At 73.2% G+C, this 16,247-nt stretch carries 16 protein-coding genes; 12 read left to right on the plus strand and 4 right to left on the minus strand.

Annotation, left to right across the window (positions count from 1 at the left end; genetic code table 11):
- Nucleotides 1–3 precede the first annotated feature (3 nt).
- Nucleotides 4–633 carry a TetR/AcrR family transcriptional regulator gene (locus ACH4E7_RS34310; protein WP_396253066.1) on the minus strand — a complete coding sequence of 210 codons (630 nt, stop codon included), beginning with the start codon at nucleotides 631–633 and terminating at the stop codon, nucleotides 4–6.
- Between the two features lie 159 nt (nucleotides 634–792).
- Between ACH4E7_RS34310 and ACH4E7_RS34315 the strand changes: the two genes are divergently transcribed.
- Complete coding sequence (locus ACH4E7_RS34315) at nucleotides 793–1,830, plus strand: aldo/keto reductase (RefSeq protein WP_396253086.1); 1,038 nt, start codon at nucleotides 793–795, stop codon at nucleotides 1,828–1,830.
- Nucleotides 1,831–1,999: 169 nt separating this feature from the next.
- Here ACH4E7_RS34315 and ACH4E7_RS34320 read toward each other — a convergent pair whose 3' ends face one another.
- Entirely contained in the window at nucleotides 2,000–2,764 is a 765-nt protein-coding gene (locus ACH4E7_RS34320) for a class I SAM-dependent methyltransferase (RefSeq protein WP_396253067.1), read from the minus strand.
- A gap of 154 nt (nucleotides 2,765–2,918) precedes the next feature.
- Between ACH4E7_RS34320 and ACH4E7_RS34325 the strand changes: the two genes are divergently transcribed.
- Nucleotides 2,919–3,107 carry a hypothetical protein gene (locus tag ACH4E7_RS34325; protein ID WP_396253068.1) on the plus strand — a complete coding sequence of 63 codons (189 nt, stop codon included), beginning with the start codon at nucleotides 2,919–2,921 and terminating at the stop codon, nucleotides 3,105–3,107.
- Between the two features lie 161 nt (nucleotides 3,108–3,268).
- Here ACH4E7_RS34325 and ACH4E7_RS34330 read toward each other — a convergent pair whose 3' ends face one another.
- Nucleotides 3,269–6,205, minus strand: coding sequence for an AfsR/SARP family transcriptional regulator (locus ACH4E7_RS34330; RefSeq protein WP_396253069.1), 2,937 nt, complete (start codon nucleotides 6,203–6,205; stop codon nucleotides 3,269–3,271).
- 197 nt (nucleotides 6,206–6,402) lie between these two features.
- A complete protein-coding gene (locus ACH4E7_RS34335) occupies nucleotides 6,403–7,380 on the minus strand; it encodes a LuxR family transcriptional regulator (RefSeq protein ID WP_396253070.1) in 978 nt (325 codons plus the stop codon).
- 251 nt (nucleotides 7,381–7,631) lie between these two features.
- Here ACH4E7_RS34335 and ACH4E7_RS34340 point away from each other — a divergent pair, with 251 nt between their 5' ends.
- The 10 genes from ACH4E7_RS34340 to ACH4E7_RS34385 are packed head-to-tail and all read left to right on the plus strand — an operon-like array spanning nucleotide 7,632 to nucleotide 16,230.
- On the plus strand, nucleotides 7,632–7,811 hold the full coding sequence (locus tag ACH4E7_RS34340) for a hypothetical protein (RefSeq protein WP_396253071.1): 180 nt from the start codon (nucleotides 7,632–7,634) through the stop codon (nucleotides 7,809–7,811).
- A gap of 11 nt (nucleotides 7,812–7,822) precedes the next feature.
- A complete protein-coding gene (locus ACH4E7_RS34345) occupies nucleotides 7,823–8,146 on the plus strand; it encodes a hypothetical protein (RefSeq protein WP_396253072.1) in 324 nt (107 codons plus the stop codon).
- The gene (locus ACH4E7_RS34350) at nucleotides 8,143–8,355 is read left to right on the plus strand and encodes an MbtH family protein (RefSeq protein ID WP_097239155.1); all 213 of its coding nucleotides are present in this window, start codon (nucleotides 8,143–8,145) and stop codon (nucleotides 8,353–8,355) included. The genes ACH4E7_RS34345 and ACH4E7_RS34350 overlap by 4 nt, the downstream gene beginning before the upstream one ends.
- 4 nt (nucleotides 8,356–8,359) lie before the next feature.
- Nucleotides 8,360–9,202 carry a dimethylargininase gene (gene ddaH / locus ACH4E7_RS34355; protein ID WP_396253073.1) on the plus strand — a complete coding sequence of 281 codons (843 nt, stop codon included), beginning with the start codon at nucleotides 8,360–8,362 and terminating at the stop codon, nucleotides 9,200–9,202.
- 26 nt (nucleotides 9,203–9,228) lie between these two features.
- Entirely contained in the window at nucleotides 9,229–10,266 is a 1,038-nt protein-coding gene (locus ACH4E7_RS34360) for a TauD/TfdA family dioxygenase (protein ID WP_396253074.1), read from the plus strand.
- Nucleotides 10,259–11,986, plus strand: a complete 1,728-nt coding sequence (locus ACH4E7_RS34365) for an amino acid adenylation domain-containing protein (RefSeq protein WP_396253075.1) — start codon at nucleotides 10,259–10,261, stop codon at nucleotides 11,984–11,986. Before ACH4E7_RS34360 ends, ACH4E7_RS34365 begins: the two co-directional genes overlap by 8 nt.
- Nucleotides 11,983–12,753 carry a thioesterase II family protein gene (locus ACH4E7_RS34370; protein WP_396253076.1) on the plus strand — a complete coding sequence of 257 codons (771 nt, stop codon included), beginning with the start codon at nucleotides 11,983–11,985 and terminating at the stop codon, nucleotides 12,751–12,753. The genes ACH4E7_RS34365 and ACH4E7_RS34370 overlap by 4 nt, the downstream gene beginning before the upstream one ends.
- Before the next feature lie 14 nt (nucleotides 12,754–12,767).
- Entirely contained in the window at nucleotides 12,768–13,829 is a 1,062-nt protein-coding gene (hppD, locus tag ACH4E7_RS34375) for a 4-hydroxyphenylpyruvate dioxygenase (protein ID WP_396253077.1), read from the plus strand.
- Nucleotides 13,826–14,929 (plus strand): alpha-hydroxy acid oxidase, encoded by a 1,104-nt coding sequence (locus ACH4E7_RS34380; RefSeq protein WP_396253078.1) that lies wholly within the window; start codon nucleotides 13,826–13,828, stop codon nucleotides 14,927–14,929. Before hppD ends, ACH4E7_RS34380 begins: the two co-directional genes overlap by 4 nt.
- Nucleotides 14,926–16,230: a PLP-dependent aminotransferase family protein gene (locus tag ACH4E7_RS34385; protein ID WP_396253079.1), complete on the plus strand. Its 1,305-nt coding sequence runs from the start codon at nucleotides 14,926–14,928 to the stop codon at nucleotides 16,228–16,230. Before ACH4E7_RS34380 ends, ACH4E7_RS34385 begins: the two co-directional genes overlap by 4 nt.
- Nucleotides 16,231–16,247 lie beyond the last annotated feature (17 nt).

Consider the following 16,247-nt stretch of genomic DNA (forward strand, 5'->3'; position numbering starts at 1 on the left):
TTCTCAGGCATCCTGCCGCCGGTACGCCCCGGCCCGGGCGGCGGCTTCGGCGGCGGTCGCGGCGCGGTCGGCGGCGGGTTCGTCGAGCGGCTCGGCGGTGGTCAGCATCCGATAGTAGAGCGGCGCCGAGACGGCTCGGATCACCTCCGACGGGTCGGTGTCCGGCGGGAGTTCGCCGCGCTCCACGGCCTCGGTGACGCACGGCGCCCACTCCTCGACCCGGCGCCGGTAGAACAGCCGCAACGCCTCGGCCGTCCCCGGGTCGCCGTCGGCCGCCGCGATCACCGCGCGGAACAGCGCGCCCTGCCGGGGGTCGGCCAGGGTGCGCTGGACCAGGCGGGCGTTGGCCCGGAGGTCCTCGGCGAGCGTGCCGCTGTGGGTGCGCGGCAGCGACTGCTCGGCCATGTCGGTGAGCAGGTCGGCGACCAGGGCCGTGGTGCTGCCCCAGCGGCGGTAGACGGTGGTGCGGCCGACCTCGGCCCGCTGGGCGATGTCGCCGAGGTCGAGGCCGCCGAAGCCGTGCTCGACCAGGGCGTCCTCGGCGGCCCGCAGGACGGCGGCACGGACCCGGGCGGTCCGGCCGCCGGGGCGGACGGTGCCGGGTGTGGAGGGCTCAACGGGCTCTGGGGCCATTAACGGGATTCCTGTTCCATTAGCCGGGTGGAGTCTGCTAGTTTCTAGACATCCTAACGGAACGGGAGTCCCATTATGGGCTTCGAGGGGAGTACTGTCATGGCAACCGCAGACACGGCCGACACCGGCACGGCCACCACCGACATGGGCGGCACCGACATGGAGTGGCGCCGGCTCGGCGCCTCCGGACTCAAGGTCCCCGCGCTCAGTCTCGGCACCGGCACCTTCGGCGGCCGCGGCCCGCTGTTCGGCGCCTGGGGCACCACCGACGTCCAGGAGGCCCGCCGCCTGCTCGACATCGCCATCGACGCCGGGGTCACCCTCTTCGACACCGCCGACGTCTACTCCGACGGCGCCTCCGAGGAGGTGCTCGGCCAGGCCGTCCGCGGCCGCCGCGACCAGGTGCTGATCTCCACCAAGGCCGGACTGCCGCTCGGTGACGGCCCCCAGGACGCCGGCACCTCCCGCGCCCGGCTCACCCGGTCGGTGGACGACGCGCTGCGCCGCCTCGGCACCGACTACCTGGACCTCTTCCAGCTGCACGCCTACGACGCCGGCACCCCGATCGAGGAGGTGCTGGCCACCCTAAAGGACCTGGTCCGCGCGGGCAAGATCCGCTACACCGGCGTCTCCAACTTCTCCGGCTGGCAGCTGATGAAGTCCCTCGCCCTCGCCGACCGCCACGGCCGCCCCCGCTACGCCGCCCACCAGGTCTACTACTCCCTGGTCGGCCGTGACTACGAGTGGGAGCTGATGCCGCTCGCCCAGGAGGAGGGCGTCGGCGCCCTGGTCTGGAGCCCGCTCGGCTGGGGACGCCTCACCGGCCGCATCCGCCGCGGACAGCCGCTCCCGGCCGGCAGTCGCCTGCACGACACCGCCGACTACGGCCCGCCGGTCGAGGACGAGCTGCTCCACCGGGTGGTGGACGCGCTCGACGAGGTCGCCGCCGAGACCGGCCGCACCGTCCCGCAGGTGGCGATCAACTGGCTGCTGCGCCGCCCGACCGTCTCCTCGGTCATCATCGGGGCCCGCAACGAGGAACAGCTGCGGCAGAACCTCGGCGCGGTCGGTTGGTCGCTGACGCAGGAGCAGGTCGCCCGCCTGGACGCCGCCAGCACCCGCACCGCGCCGTACCCGTACTTCCCGTACCGCCGTCAGGCCGCCTTCGCCCGGCTGAATCCGCCGATGGTCGGCTGACCCGCGACAACCGTGCTCACCGGTTTTCACCGGCCAGCAGCCTCTTTCACCCCCCGTGTGCCCTGAACCTGCCCACTGCGGGCCTCCCGGGGCGCGGACTGAGGGCAGTCGTCCTGGCGCAGACGGCCGCGTGAGGCCCGCCGTGGTCCCCCGAGGAGGAGTGTCGCCCCTACTCGGCTCGCCGACGCGCGAGATGGACGATGATGTCGGCGGCGATCTCGACTGTCTCGGGCAGGACCCGCGTGATCGCGTCGTACGTCTGCCGGCGCCTCGATCGCGGCAGTTGGAGATACGCCGAGACGGTCGACAGGTAGCCGACGTAGTCAGGGGCGTTCATCGTCAAGCGCCGCTTGATGACGGCCTGCTGAACGTCGAGGAACAACGGAGACCGTTGCAGCTCCGTACCCGGCCACTGCATCTCCTCACCCGGAGCAGTCCCGTCGGGAGACGGAACCTCGTCGCTTTCCAGGAACGGAGCCCGTGCCGCACGCACGGACTCCTCGACTGCCGGGTCAGCCAGCTGAACCGGGCCACCGAAGGAGGCGAACACACCCTCCGGTTCCAGGAGTGCGGCCACTCTTGACCACCGCCCCTCCGGGCGCGTCCAGTGCAGGGCTGCCGCCGCATAGACCAACCCGTAGGTTTCACCCGGCCGCAGGTCCTCGAACGCGGCCCGCACGGTCGTCACGTTCGCGGGGACGGTCTTGTTCAGCTCGGCGAGCATGGCGGCGTCGGGCTCCGTCGCCGTGACCATGACCCCGTGTTCGGCGAACAGGCGGGTTGCTTTGCCCGTCCCCGCACCGATCTCCAGGGCCGTCCGAACCGGCCGGCCCGCGTACGTCATCACCGAGTCGAGGAGCTCTGCGGGATACCCCGGCCGGAATCTTTCATAGGCTTCCGCGATCGCGCCGAAGCTCAGTGCACGAGCAGACATGCCGAGCATCCTGGCACGACCGGGTTGGACAGCGCCCGGCGGTCGGCGACCGCGTATATGAGATGTAGATGGAGCCCTGCGATAGTCGGTCACAGAACAACTCGCAAGCCAGGTGTCACCCACGGGCTCCTGGACGAACAGACAGGGGTCTCCCGTGCAGCGCATCCAGAAGTCCGTCACGCACCGTCTGGCCTTCCTCGTTCCCGCCGTCCTGGCCCTCTCCCTGGCCATCCTGGGGACCGTGGCCGACGCGGGTCACTCCGGTGACGCGCGACTGGCTTCTTCGGCCGGGCAGTCCGACAAGGGGGACAAGGGGACCAAGGAGTTCAACACCAAGGCCTGACGGCGTCCGGGCGCGGGCGGGCGGTGCGACCGGGTCGTCCCCCGCGGTGGCACCGCCCGCCGACTGGGACGACGACCAAGTCGCCGTTCCACAAGACCGCCGACGACCGCCGACGAGCGCCGACCGGATCCCCGAAGGGGCCGCCCGCTGCGGTCTCCGGCTCAGGCCGCCGGATGCGGGACAGCGGCGGTGTCCACGATCAGGCGCGCCTGCGCGGCCTCGGGCAGTCCGGCCCGGGTGAAGACCTCCAGCGCCTCGCGGGAATGTGCCAGCGCGTCGTCACGGTGGCCGGCGTCGAGCGAGATGCGGGCGTGGATCAGCAGGGCGTAGCCCTGGTCCCGGTAGCGGTCGGGCACGGTGCGAAGGTGGGCCACCGCTTTGGCCGCCGCGTCCAGCGCGGGCTCGGTGTGGCCGAGAGCGTTCAGGGTGTCCGCGTACCGGTAGCGCGCCTGTGCCTGCTGGCCCGGTATCCGTACGGTTTCGCAGAGGTCGAGGCACTCCTCGTAGCTGGCCAGCGCCTCGTGCAGGCGGCCCAGTTCGTGCAGGGCCTGGCCGCGGACGCACAGCGCGTGTGCGACACCGTGGTAGTCCGCCAGCGCGTGCAGCGCGTCCAGCGCCTCCTCGCAGGCGGGCAGCGCCTCGTCGGCGCGACCGCCGCGGATCCTGGCCAGTGCGGCGTTGAGCGTGATGGTCAGCGCGCCCGAGCGGTGCCCCTGCTCCCGGGCCAGGGCGAACGCCCGGTCGAAGCACTCGGCCGCGTCGTCGTAGCGCTGCTCGAACTGGGCGATGACGCCCAGGTCGTTGTACGCCTGCTGGAGGATGGCGCGGTCCCCGGCCTGGAGGCACGCCTCCACCGCCATGTGGGAGTTGGCGCGCGCCCGGGTCAACTGGGTGGCCTGGAGGGCCGCGTTGCCGCAGATGAAACGGGCGCGTCCGGCCGCGCGGTGGTTCCCGCTCAGGGCCGCGGCCCGGGCGAGCGCCTCGGCGGTGACGGCTATGCGTGCGTACGGGATGTCCTGACCGAACGAGCTGAGGGCCACCAGGAGGTCGGCGGCCACCGTCAGCAGTTCCGTTTCGGCGCCGTCCTGCCGTCGGAGCGCGAGCTGGACGGCATGCAGCGCGAAGTCGAACTCCGCGACGACCCAGGCCCGGGCCTCGGCCAGGTCCCCGAGCCGTTCGTCGCCCGGCGCCGCGGTCGTGGCGGTGATCGTGCTGTGCACCGGGTCCCCGGGCACGATCCGCTGGAAAGCCTCGGCGGCCATCCCCATCAGGTGGTGGAGCAGGCGACGCTGCACCGCGGAGTCCGCCTCGTCCGGGCGATCGGTGTGCGGTCCGGTCAGGTTCAGCGCGAAGTCCCGGCCGAGTTCGTGATACCGGTACCGGCTCGGTTCCGGCGATTCGAGCAGCGCGGCGTCGACCAGCGCTTCCAGCAGCGTCTCCGCGTCCGCCTCCGCCAGGTCCAGTGCCGCGGCCGCGGCGGCCAGGCCGATGCTCGGCCGGGCCACGGAGGCCAGCCGGCGGAACACCGCCGCCTGTCGGTCCGTCAGCTGGCGGTAGCCGAGTTCGAAGACGGCGGCGACTGCCAGGTCGTCGGCCCGCAGCTCGGCCAGTCGTCGCCGTTGGTCGGCCAGCCGGACCACGAGGTGTGCGATCGTCCAGCCCGGCCGGGCCGCCAGCCGTGCGGCCACGATGCGCACCGCGAGCGGCAGGTGGGCGCACGCGCCGACGAGCGCGGCCGCGGCGGGCCCTTCCCGGTCGACTCGCTCCGGGCCCACGATCTGCCTCAGCAGGCCGAGGGCTTCCGCCGGCCTGAACTCCGTCAGCTGGACGTGGCTGCCCGACAGCAGGCCGGCGAGGCGGGCCCGGCTGGTCACCACCACCGCGCAGCGGGCGGACCCCGGGAGCAGGGGTTTGACCTGGGCGGTGTCGCGCGCGTCGTCGAGCAGGAGGAGCACCCGGCGGCCGTCGAGGGCTGTCCGGAACAGCCGGGCCCGGTCCTCCAACGAGCCGGGTATCTCCCGGCGGGGCACCCCCACGGCGGACAGGAGACTGGCCAGGACCGTTCCCGGATCGGCCGGGTCCGTGCCGGTGCCGCGCAGGTCGGCGTAGAGCTGGCCGTCGGGGAACTCCTCCTTGACCTGATGTGCCGCCCGCAGGGCCAGCGCGCTCTTGCCGATGCCGCCCATCCCGCTGACGGTGGCGACGGCCAGGGCGGTGCGGTCCCGGTCGGCGAGGGCGTCCGACAGGGCGGCGAGTTCGGCGGTCCGGCCAGTGAAGTCGGCGATGCCGGCGGGGAGTTGGGCCGGGCGGACGAAGGGGGCCGGACCCGGCTCCCCGCCCGCGCCGGCCTCCGCCCGCGCCGGCACCGCCCCGGTGCCGGCGGGTGCCGGTACCGGGGCGGCCAGTACGGGGTCGCAGGCCAGGATCCGGCCGTGCAGCGCGCGGAGTTCGGGGCCCGGGTCCAGCCCGAGTTGGTCCGCCAGCACCTCGCGCGCCCTGGCGAACACGGCCAGGGCGTCGCCCTGACGCCCGGCAGCGTACAGCGCGCGCATCAGGAGCCCGTACGGCCGCTCGCGCAGCGGCTCCTCGTGGATGAAGCCGGTCAGTTCGGGGACCGCCTGGGCGTGCCGCCCCAACAGGACGTCGAGGTCGAAGCGCTCCTCCAGCAGGTGGAGGCGCAGTTCGGACAAGCGGGAGCGCTGGTTCTGCGCGAACGGCCCGGGAACCCCCGCCAGCGGCTCTCCGCGCCACAGCGAAACGGCCTCGGCCAACGACTCGGCGGACGCGTCGTAGTGGCCCGCCTCGCGGGCGCGCGCCGCGTCGGCGGCCAGCTGTTCGACCCGGACGGCGTCGACCGACGCCGGCGGCACCGCGAGCCGATAGCCGTCGTTCGCGGACGCCAGCACCTGCGGATCGCGGCCACCGGCCTCCAGGAGCTTGCGCAGCCGCCACACGTACGTCCGCAGGATCATGACCGCGGAGTCCGGTGCCGCCTCGCCCCACACGGCGGTGATCAGCTCGTGCAGGGGAACCACATGGCCGGAACGGAGAGCCAGCGCGGCCAGGGTCGCCTGCTGCTGCGGGGGGCCACCGGACACGACGGACCCGCCGACGCGAATGCCCACAGGTCCGAGCACGAAGAATTCCACAGTCCCCCCGGGGCCGCACAGCTCTCACCGGCGGCTGGTCTCCAGTCCTGGGTGCACACCGGTGTACGGGACGTCATCCTAAGGGGCAAGATCATGACATTGGCACGTCACCCGTCGGGCGGGTCCCGCTCACGGCCCGGGAACGGTCAGACCCAGCCGAGCCGGGCCGCGCGCAGGCCGGCCTCGAAGCGGCTTCGGGCGCCGAGCCGCTCGATGAGCGATGCCATGATCCGCCGGGCGGTGCGGGCCGAGATGTGCAGGTGGCCCGCGGCGGACTCGTCGGTGTGGCCCTGCGCGAGCAGGGCCAGCAGGCCACGTTCCTGCTCGTTCGGCACGTACGAGGCGTCGGACGTGTCGCTGCCGAGCGGTACGGCCGCTCCCCACTCCCGCTCGAACAGGGCGAGCAGCGGGGCGATCATGCCCGGTGCGGAGAGGAAGAGCGCGCCCTTGCGGCTGTCCGCGGGATCGATCGGCACCAGGGCGTACGCCCGGTCGACCACCACCATGCGGGTCGGCAGCGCGGCGGCCGTACGGAACTCACCGCCCCGCCCGACCAGCGCGCGGGTGTAACGCAGGGTCGCGGCGTCGCCGCGGACGGCGTCCAGGCCGATGGTGCGGATCGCCACGCCGCGCTGCAGGACGAGGGCGTCGTTGCGCAGGGCGGCCTCCAGCGAGGCGGGGGACTGGGGCCCGCCGGGCATGAAGGTCAGGATCTCGTTCCCGGCCTCCAGGGCCAGACGCTCCAACCGCCGCTGCACCGCGTCGAGCCCGGCCAGCCGCTCGACGCCGTCCGCCTGCTGGGCGCCGCCGCCGGCGCCGGCCAGGATCCTGATCAGGGCCTGCTGGCTGCCCGCCGCCTGGCGGTGGCTCCGGACCAGTTCCTCGTGCTGCTGCTCCAGCAGTCGCTTCATCCCGAGGACCGGGTCCACCACGGTGAACCTGCTGGGAGTCTCGAAGGACGCCTGGACCAACTGCAGCGCGAACAGCCTGTCGAGGCAGTCGCGGATGTGGTCGGGCCCGACGTCCAGCTTGGCCGCGAGCTCGTCCACGCCCAGCGCCGTGTGGCTGAGCATCTCTTCGTACACCGTCTGGTCCAGCGTCTCCAGGCAGAGCGTCACGGACACCGCCTTCCCTCCTGTGGTCACCCGGTGGATCTGCGTCCAGCCTGCACGCCGGGCATCTACGGGCGATACACGTCCGGGTCTACGCAGGTGAGCGGGTGTCACAAAGCGGCCTGGACGGTTTTGCCGGTCCTGAACCCGTTCCCCCGGGGGAACCCGGGCGACGAGGATGGACACGTCGCTCCGGCCGGTGCCGGGCGCCCGCCGGGGGCTCACCCGGCCACCTCTCTCCCACTTCCGATGAGGGCACCGCCATGACTTCTCGCATCCACGTCGTCCGTGCGGCCTGCGCCGCTGCCATCGTCCTGGCGACCGCCGTCGCCGGGCAGTCCGCCGGGCAGTCCGGTGGGCAGGGGCACCCGCAGGTGCGCGCCGCGGGGGCGCTCCACGCGGCAGGACCGGCCGTGGCCGCCGACGGCCTCATCTGGGACTGACGCAGCCCGGCGTGGAGCTGACCCTCATCGCCCTCACCGCTGCCGACCCGGTCGCGGTCCGCCCGCCGGACCGCCGCCACATCATCGACCTGCTCTGGGCCGCGGCAGCCCCCGGGGAACGCCTGGAGCACGTCAGCGTGCAGGCCCGCCCGCACGACATCCGCCTCGGGATGTTCACCGTGGCGACGCCCGGACTGACCGCCAGAGCCGCCGCGTTGGCCATCTGCCGCCGCGCGCTCGCGATCTCACCTCCGCTCAGCGGCTGGCGCATCGCCGGCGAACCATCCCTTCGACACGACGTCATCCGTCACACGACGCAACAGGAGCATCCGTGACCAACCCCTTCGAGGACGAGGACGCCACCTACCTCGTCCTGGTCAACGAGGAGAACCAGCACTCCCTGTGGCCCGCCTCCCTCGCGGTCCCCCCGGGCTGGACGGCCACCCACGGCCCGGCCGGACGCCAGGACTGCCTGGACCACATCGAGAACACCTGGACCGACCTGCGCCCGGCGAGCCTGATCGCCGCCCTCAAGGAGGCGTGACCCGATGCCGATCCAGCGCACCGCCCGTCCCCGGCACTACCTGATGTGCCGCCCCTCCCACTTCACCGTCGACTACCGCATCAACCCGTGGATGGATCCGGCCAAGCCGACCGACACGGCGCTGGCCGTCCTGCAGTGGGAGCGGCTGTACGCCCTCTACCAGGAGCTCGGTCACACCGTCGAACTGGTGGAACCCGTACCCGGCCTGCCCGACATGGTCTACTCCGCCAACGGCGCCACGGTCCTGAACGACCGTGTCCTGGTGGCCAGGTTCCGGCACGCCGAACGCGCCGCCGAGGCGCCCGCCTACCAGGCGTGGTTCGAGCGGAACGGCTACACCGAGGTGCACGCCGCCCGCCACATCAACGAGGGCGAGGGCGACTACCTGGTCGTCGGCGACCGGATCCTGGCCGGCACCGGCTTCCGCACCGACCCGGCCGCGCACGCCGAGGCCGAGCAGGTGCTGGGCGTCCCGGTGGTGAGCCTGACCCTGGTGGACCCGCGCTTCTACCACCTGGACACCGCGCTCGCCGTGCTCGACGACGACGAGATCATGTACTTCCCGGGCGCCTTCTCGCCGGAGTCCCGCGAGATCCTGCGCGAGCTGTACCCCGACGCGCTCCTCGCCACCGAGGCCGACGCCGAGGCCTTCGGGCTGAACGCGATCTCCGACGGGCACCACGTGCTGCTGTCCCAGACCGCGCGCGGTCTCATGGACCGGCTGGCCGAGCGCGGGTTCGAGCCGATCGGCGTCGACCTCTCCGAGCTGTTCAAGGGCGGCGGCAGCGTCAAGTGCTGCACCCTGGAGCTGCGCCACGCCGCACCGGCCCCGGGCGGTGTGCAGTGACCGGCGTACCGACGGACAACTCACCGGTGAGCGGCGCCCACCAGGGCAGCGCCCTCGACTGGCGCACGGAACCGGGTGCCCCCGCCACCGTCCAGGCACCCGAGCTGGTCGACGCGGCCGAAGCCCGCGCCTGGCTCGCGGACCACCACGACGACCTGCGGGCCGGACTGCACCGCTACGGGGCGGTGTACCTGCGCGGGCTGCCGGTCCGCAGCGTGGAGGACTTCGCCCTGGTCCGCGACGAGCTGATCCCGCGGGCGACCCCGTACCGGGAGAAGGCCACTCCGCGCAGCGACTTCGGCGGCGGGGTCTTCTCCTCCACGGACCTGCCCGCCGGGCAGGCGATCAGGCCGCACAACGAGAACAGCTACACCCTGACCTTCCCGGGGCTGCTGCTCTTCGGCTGCCTGACCGCGCCCGAGGAGGGCGGCGCCACCCCGGTCGCCGACTGCCGCGAGGTGCTGCGCGCCCTTCCGGCCGAGCTGGTCGAGCGGATGCGCGCGTCCGGCTGGATCCTGACCCGCACCTACTCGGAAAGCCTCTCGGTCGCCTGGCAGTCCGCGTTCGGGACGGAGTCCCCCGAGCAGGTCGAGAAGTACTGCGCCGAGAACCACATCTCCTGCGCCTGGGATGCGGACGGTCTTCTGCGCACCAGCCAGGTGCGGCCCGGGATCGTCCGGCACCCGCACACCGGAGAGGACGTGTGGTTCAACCACCTGGCGTTCTGGAGCCAGTTCTCCCTGGATGACGAGATCCGCGAGGTCCTGCTGGACGAACTCGGGCCGGACGGGCTTCCGTTCAACACCGGGCTCGGCGACGGCATCCCGCTGACGGCGGCGGACCTGGAGACCATCAACACCGCGTACGAGAACGCCACCGTGCGCCGCGCCTGGCAGCCGGGCGACCTCCTGCTGGTCGACAACGTCCTGACCGCGCACGCCCGCGACCCCTTCCGGGGCGAGCGCCGGATCGTGGTCGCCATGGGCGAGCCGGTCTCGGTGTACGACTGCGCACCGACCGTCGCCCCGCGCGCGACCGCCGCCACGGCGGTGTCCCATGGCTGACCCGCAGGTCCTGGTGCGCCGGTTCGTGCAGAGCGCCCGGTCGTTCCCGGACCGGGCCGCGGTGCACGGTGCCGACGGGACCCTCACCTTCGCCGAACTGGGCGAGCGCACGGCCCGGCTGGCCGGGGCGCTGCGCGCGCTCGGCATCGGCCGCGGCGACCGGGTGGGGGTGAGCGTGCCCAGGGGAACGGACTGGGTCGTGGCCCCCCTGGCCGTATGGCGGGCGGGCGCCGCCTACGTGCCGCTCGATCCGGCGTACCCCGACGACCGGCTCGCCTTCGTCGCCGCCGACGCCGGACTGCGCGCGGTGATCTCGGACACGGGCCGGCTCCCGTGGGCGGACGGCCTGCCGGTGCTGAGCCCCCACCAGCCCGGCCGGCCCGACGAGGAACCGGACGACGTCGTGGGCGACTCGCCCGCCCCGGCGTACGTCATCTACACCTCGGGGTCGACCGGACGCCCCAAGGGGGTGGAGGTCGCGCACGCGAGCGTCGCCGCACTGGTGGCGGGCCTGGAGGAGCGCGGCGTCTACCCGGCCGGGCACCGGGTGGTCGGATGGAACGCCAGCCTGTCCTTCGACGCGTCCGTGCAGCAGTGGGTCAGGGTCTGCCGGGGCGACACCCTGGTCGTCCTGACCGACGAGGACCGCACCGACCCCGGCCGGCTGGACGCGCTGCTCGACGAGCACGCCGTGACGGACCTCGACTCCACCCCGTCCCACTGGCAGCTGATCGGTCCGCGGCTGCGGCCCGGCCGGGCCCTGCGGCTGCTGCTCGGCGGCGAGCCGGTGCCCGAGCAGCTGTGGCGGTTGCTGGCCCGGGCGGAGCCGCTGGAGGCCTGGAACCTCTACGGTCCGACCGAATGCACCGTCGACGCCACCGCGACCCGCATCACCGGAGACGCCCCACGCCTCGGCGACGGCCTGGCCCACGTGCGCGCCCATGTGCTCGACGGCGCGCTCAGGCCCGCCACCAGGGGAGAGCTGTACCTGGCGGGTCCGGCCGTGGCCGTCGGGTACGTCGGGCGGCCGGGACTGACCGCCGAGCGGTTCGTCGCGGATCCCTTCGCCGCCGACGGCACCCGGATGTACCGCACCGGGGACGAGGTCCGGCGCCGGCCGGACGGCGCACTGGAGTTCCTCGGCCGCACCGACCGCCAGATCAAGATCCGCGGGTTCCGGGTGGAGCCCGGCGAGTTGGAGGACCGGCTGCGCGCACACCCCCACGTCACCGCCGCCGTCGCCGCGCTGCGCTCGGGCCCGGACGGGGACACCTTCCTCGCGGCCTACTACGTCCCGGCACCGGGAGGGACGGTGAGCGGCGACGACCTGCGCGCCCACTGTGCCGCCACGCTGCCCGGGCACCTCGTACCGTCCGCCCTCGTGTCGATGGACGCGCTGCCCCTGACTCCCAACGGCAAGGTGGACACCGCCGCGCTGCCCGCCGTCACGTCGGTGCCGAACACCGCCGCAGAGCCTCTGCGGACCGAGCTCGAACGGCTGATCGCCGACGTGTGGGCCGATGTGCTCGGCCGCGAAACCGTCCACGCGGACGAGAACTTCTTCGCCCTCGGCGGCCACTCGCTGGTGGCGTTGCGGGTGGTCTCCCGCCTCAAGCGGGACGCCGGGATCGTGCTGCGGACCAAGGACGTCTACCGGTTCCCCCGGCTGAGGGACCTGGCCCGCCACGCGGAGTCCGTCCGTGCGGGAGCGGCCTCGTGAGCGCCCCGGACACCACCGTGGTGCGCCTGAAGCACAGCCGTGACCCGGCCCGCACCCTGGTGTGCCTCGGCTTCTGCGGCGGCGGCACCGCGACCTACCACTCCTGGATCCCGGCGCTGCCGCACGACGTCGACCTGGTGGCGATCTGCTACCCGGGGCGTGAAGGGCGCTTCGCCGAGGAGTACGCGCAGACCTGGACCGAGCTCGCCGCGGACACCGCGCGGGGCGTCGCCTCGGTCGCGGCGCAGGGACCGTACGTCCTGTTCGGCCACAGCATGGGCGGCTGGATGGCCTTCGACGTCACCGCCCGGCTCGCGGCGGCGGGCGTCCCCGCGCCACAGGCGCTGGTCGTCTCCGCCTGCAACGCCCCGGACCGGGGGGTGACCGACCGGGACCGCTTCCTGGCCCAGGGGCAGCGCGACGACGAACTGCTCGACTGGATGCGCACCCACGGCCTGCTGCCCGATCACGTCCTCGATGAACCCGAACTCACTGAGATGGCAGTGGAGTTGATGCGTGCCGACCTGTGCGCCCGGGACACCTTCCGCTACGCCCCGGGGACCCGGATCGACGTGCCGCTCCAGGTGTTCTCCGGCGACCGGGACCCGGTGATCGGGGACGACGTCGCCTCCCGCTGGGCGGGCTTGACCAGCGGCGCGTTCCGCCACGACGTCCTGCCGGGAGGCCACTTCTACACGCCCGAGACCTGGCGCGACCTCCCGGCCCGGATCGCCTCGCTCACGTCCCCCGACACCGCCGCCCTCTGACGAACGGCCCAACCATGACCTTCTCTCCCGCATTCGGCATCAGCCATGTCGAGTTCCACGTCGCCGACGTCGACTCGGCCGCGGCCGAGCTGACCGAACGCTACGGCTTCCGCCCGGTGGCCCGCGCCTCCTCCGCGCAGGCGCAGTCCCTCGCACTGCGCCAGGGACGCATCGTCCTCGTCCTCACTCAGGCCCACTCGCCGCACCACCCGGGCGCCGGCTACGTCCTGGCCCACGGCGACGGCGTGGCCGACATCGCGCTGACCGTGGCCGACGTACCCGCCGTCTTCGACGAGGCGGTCTCCCGCGGAGCGGTGCCGCTCGCCGTGCCGCGCCGCCACCCCGACGGCCGGACCACGGCGGTGCTGGCCGGCTTCGGCGACGTGGTGCACACGCTCGTCGATCCCGGGCCCACCGCACTCCCGCCGGGCTTCACCGCGCTGCCGGACGCCGCGCAGGACCGCGGCGACGAACTCCTGGAGGAAATCGACCACTTCGCCGTCTGCCTGCCGTCCGGGGAACTGGAGCGCACGGTGGACTTCTACACGCGGGTGCTCGGCTTCCGCATGGTCTTCCAGGAGCTGATCAGGGTCGGCGCCCAGGCCATGGACTCCAAGGTGGTGCAGAGCGCCTCCGGCGAGGTCACCCTGACCCTGATAGAGCCCGACACGAGCGCCGAGCCCGGCCAGATCGACCGCTTCCTCACCGAACACGGCGGCGCCGGCGTCCAGCACCTGGCCTTCGCCTCCCGCGACATCGTCCGGGCCGTCGGCACGCTGCGCGAGCGCGGCGTCGAGTTCCTGAGCGTCCCCGACGCCTACTACACGATGCTCGCCGACCGCCTCGAACTGACCCGGCACAGCACCTCCGAGCTGCACGGGATCAGCGTCCTGGTCGACGAGGACCACGACGGCCAGCTGTTCCAGATCTTCACCCGCTCCACCCATCCGAGGCGCACGCTGTTCCACGAGGTGATCGAGCGCTTCGGCGCCCGTACCTTCGGCAACGGCAACATCAAGGCGCTGTACGAAGCCGTCGAGGCGGAGCGCCTGAGCGCCGGGGCGGTGCCGCGGTGAGCGCTCACGGCACGGGCCGCGACCCCGTACGGCTGGAGGAGTTCGCCGAACTCGCCCGCCGGACACTGCCCCGGGAGGTCTGGGACTTCATCGAGGGCGGCAGCGGCGAGGAACTGACCGTGGCCGCCAACCGCGCCGCACTGGACCGGATCGGGATCGTACCCCGGGTCCTCGTCGGCGGGACGGGGTGCGACACCGCGACCGAACTCCTCGACGCCCGCGCGGCCCTGCCGGTCGCCGTCGCACCGATGGCGTACCAGCGGCTGGTCCACCCCGAGGGCGAACTCGCCACCGCCCGCGCGGCCGCGGCCGCGGGCGTGCCGTTCACCGTGAGCACGCTGAGCAGCCAACCGATCGAGGCCGTCACCGCGCTGGGCGGCACCACCTGGTTCCAGCTCTACTGCCAGCAGGACCCGGCGGCCACGACCGAACTGGTCCGGCGCGCCGAGGAAGCCGGCTGCGCGGCGCTGATGGTCACGGTGGACGTGCCCTCGATGGGCCGGCGGCTGCGCGACCTGCGCAACGGCTTCGCGCTGCCCTCCGACGTGACGGCCGTCCACCTCGACCCGGCCGACACCCGCCGCGCCCGGGAGCGGCAGCCCGGTGTCTCGGCCGTGGCGCAACACACGGCCGACACCTTCGCCCGCTCCCTGGGCTGGGACGACCTCGCCCGGCTCCGCGGCGAGACGCGGCTGCCCCTGATCGTCAAGGGGATCCTCGACCCGGGCGACGCCGCCACCGCCGCCTCCGTCGGCGCCGACGCCATCGTCGTCTCCAACCACGGCGGCCGCCAACTGGACGGCGCGGTGGCCAGCGTGGACATGCTGCCCGCCGTACGCGAAGCCGTCCCCACCCGCTGCCACGTGCTGCTGGACAGCGGGATCCGCAGCGGCACCGACGTCCTCAAGGCCCTGGCACTCGGCGCGAGCGGCGTCCTGCTGGGCCGGCCCGTCCTGTGGGGCCTGGCCGCCGACGGCGAGCAGGGGGTGAGCCGGGTCCTGCGTCTGCTGCGCACCGAACTGCGCTTCGCCCTGGAGCTGTCCGGCTGCCACGGCCCGGCCGACGCGCCGTGGCTCTCGGTCCGGGGGGCGGCCCGATGACCGCACCCGCGGTACTGGACCGCGCGGATCTGCACGCCTCGCTCGCCGACCCCGCCCTGCTGTCGATGAACTTCCTCAACGAGGTGGCCGGGCGCTTCCCCGCGGCGGTCTCCTTCGCCCCCGGCCGGCCCACCGAGGACCTCTTCGACCCGGCCGATCTGCACCGCTACCTCGACACCTACCGCCGCCATCTGGCCGAGCACAAGGGCTACGACGAGGCCCGGGTACGGCGCGAGCTGTTCCAGTACGGCCGCACCAAGGGAATCATCCACGAACTCATCGCCCGGCAGCTCGAACGGGACGAGGGCATCACCGTGGACCCGGAGGCCATCGTGGTCACCGTGGGCGCCCAGGAGGCCCTGTGGCTGGTGCTGCGCGCCCTGCGCGCGACCGAACGTGACGTCGTGCTCGCGGTGGACCCCACCTACGTCGGCCTGACCGGCGCCGCCCGCCTGGTGGACCTGCCCGTGCGGTCGGTCCACGAAGGCCCCCGGGGTGTCCGCCCCGAGGACGTGCTGGAGCGGATCCGGGAGGTCCGCGCGGCGGGGGAGCGGCCCCGGGCGCTGTACCTGGTGCCCGACTTCTCCAACCCCAGCGGCCACTCCATGGACGTGCGGACCCGTCACCGGCTGCTGGAGATCGCCGCCCAGGAGGACATCCTCCTCCTGGAGGACAACCCCTACGGCTACTTCCGGGCAGCCGACAGCGGCAGGCCCCCGACGCTGAAGGCGCTCGACACCGGGCAGCGCGTGGTCTACCTCGGGTCGCTGGCGAAGACCTGCTTCCCCGGCGCCCGGGTGGGATTCGCCGTGGCGGACCAGCGCGTCGTGGGCCCGGAGGAGACCCTGCTCGCCGACGAGCTGTCGCGGGCCAAGAGCATGGTCACCGTCAACACCTCACCGGTGAGCCAGGCCCTGGTGGGAGGCATGCTGCTGGAACACGGCGGCAGCCTGCTGCACGCCAACCGGCGCCAGATCGGCATCTACCGACGCAACCTCGGCTGTCTCCTCCAGGGCCTGCACCGACGCTTCGCCGAACTGCCCGGGGTGCGCTGGAACACCCCCGCGGGCGGCTTCTTCGTGGTGCTCACCGTGCCGTTCCCCGTCACCGACGAACTGCTCGAACACGCCGCCGTACGGCACGGCGTGCTCTTCACCCCGATGCGCCACTTCAGCGACAACGACCACACCTGCCGCCAACTACGGCTCTCCTGCAGCTCCTTGACCCCCGACCAGATCGAGACGGGGCTGGACCGGCTGGCCGCCCTGATCGCCGAGTGCACCTCGACGCCCGATGCCTGACCCCGCGACGGACACGA

The organism is Kitasatospora sp. NPDC018058 (assembly GCF_044327205.1).
In the GTDB taxonomy this organism is placed as follows: Bacteria; Actinomycetota; Actinomycetes; order Streptomycetales; family Streptomycetaceae; genus Kitasatospora.

Coding starts and splice junctions, on each gene's coding strand:
- hppD (WP_396253077.1), top strand. CDS start 12,768: ATGACCTTCTCTCCCGCATTCGGCATCAGCCATGTCGAGTTCCACGTC.
- ACH4E7_RS34340 (WP_396253071.1), top strand. CDS start 7,632: ATGACTTCTCGCATCCACGTCGTCCGTGCGGCCTGCGCCGCTGCCATC.
- ACH4E7_RS34365 (WP_396253075.1), top strand. CDS start 10,259: ATGGCTGACCCGCAGGTCCTGGTGCGCCGGTTCGTGCAGAGCGCCCGG.
- ACH4E7_RS34310 (WP_396253066.1), bottom strand. CDS start 633: ATGGCCCCAGAGCCCGTTGAGCCCTCCACACCCGGCACCGTCCGCCCC.
- ACH4E7_RS34315 (WP_396253086.1), top strand. CDS start 793: ATGGAGTGGCGCCGGCTCGGCGCCTCCGGACTCAAGGTCCCCGCGCTC.
- ACH4E7_RS34320 (WP_396253067.1), bottom strand. CDS start 2,764: ATGTCTGCTCGTGCACTGAGCTTCGGCGCGATCGCGGAAGCCTATGAA.
- ddaH (WP_396253073.1), top strand. CDS start 8,360: ATGCCGATCCAGCGCACCGCCCGTCCCCGGCACTACCTGATGTGCCGC.
- ACH4E7_RS34385 (WP_396253079.1), top strand. CDS start 14,926: ATGACCGCACCCGCGGTACTGGACCGCGCGGATCTGCACGCCTCGCTC.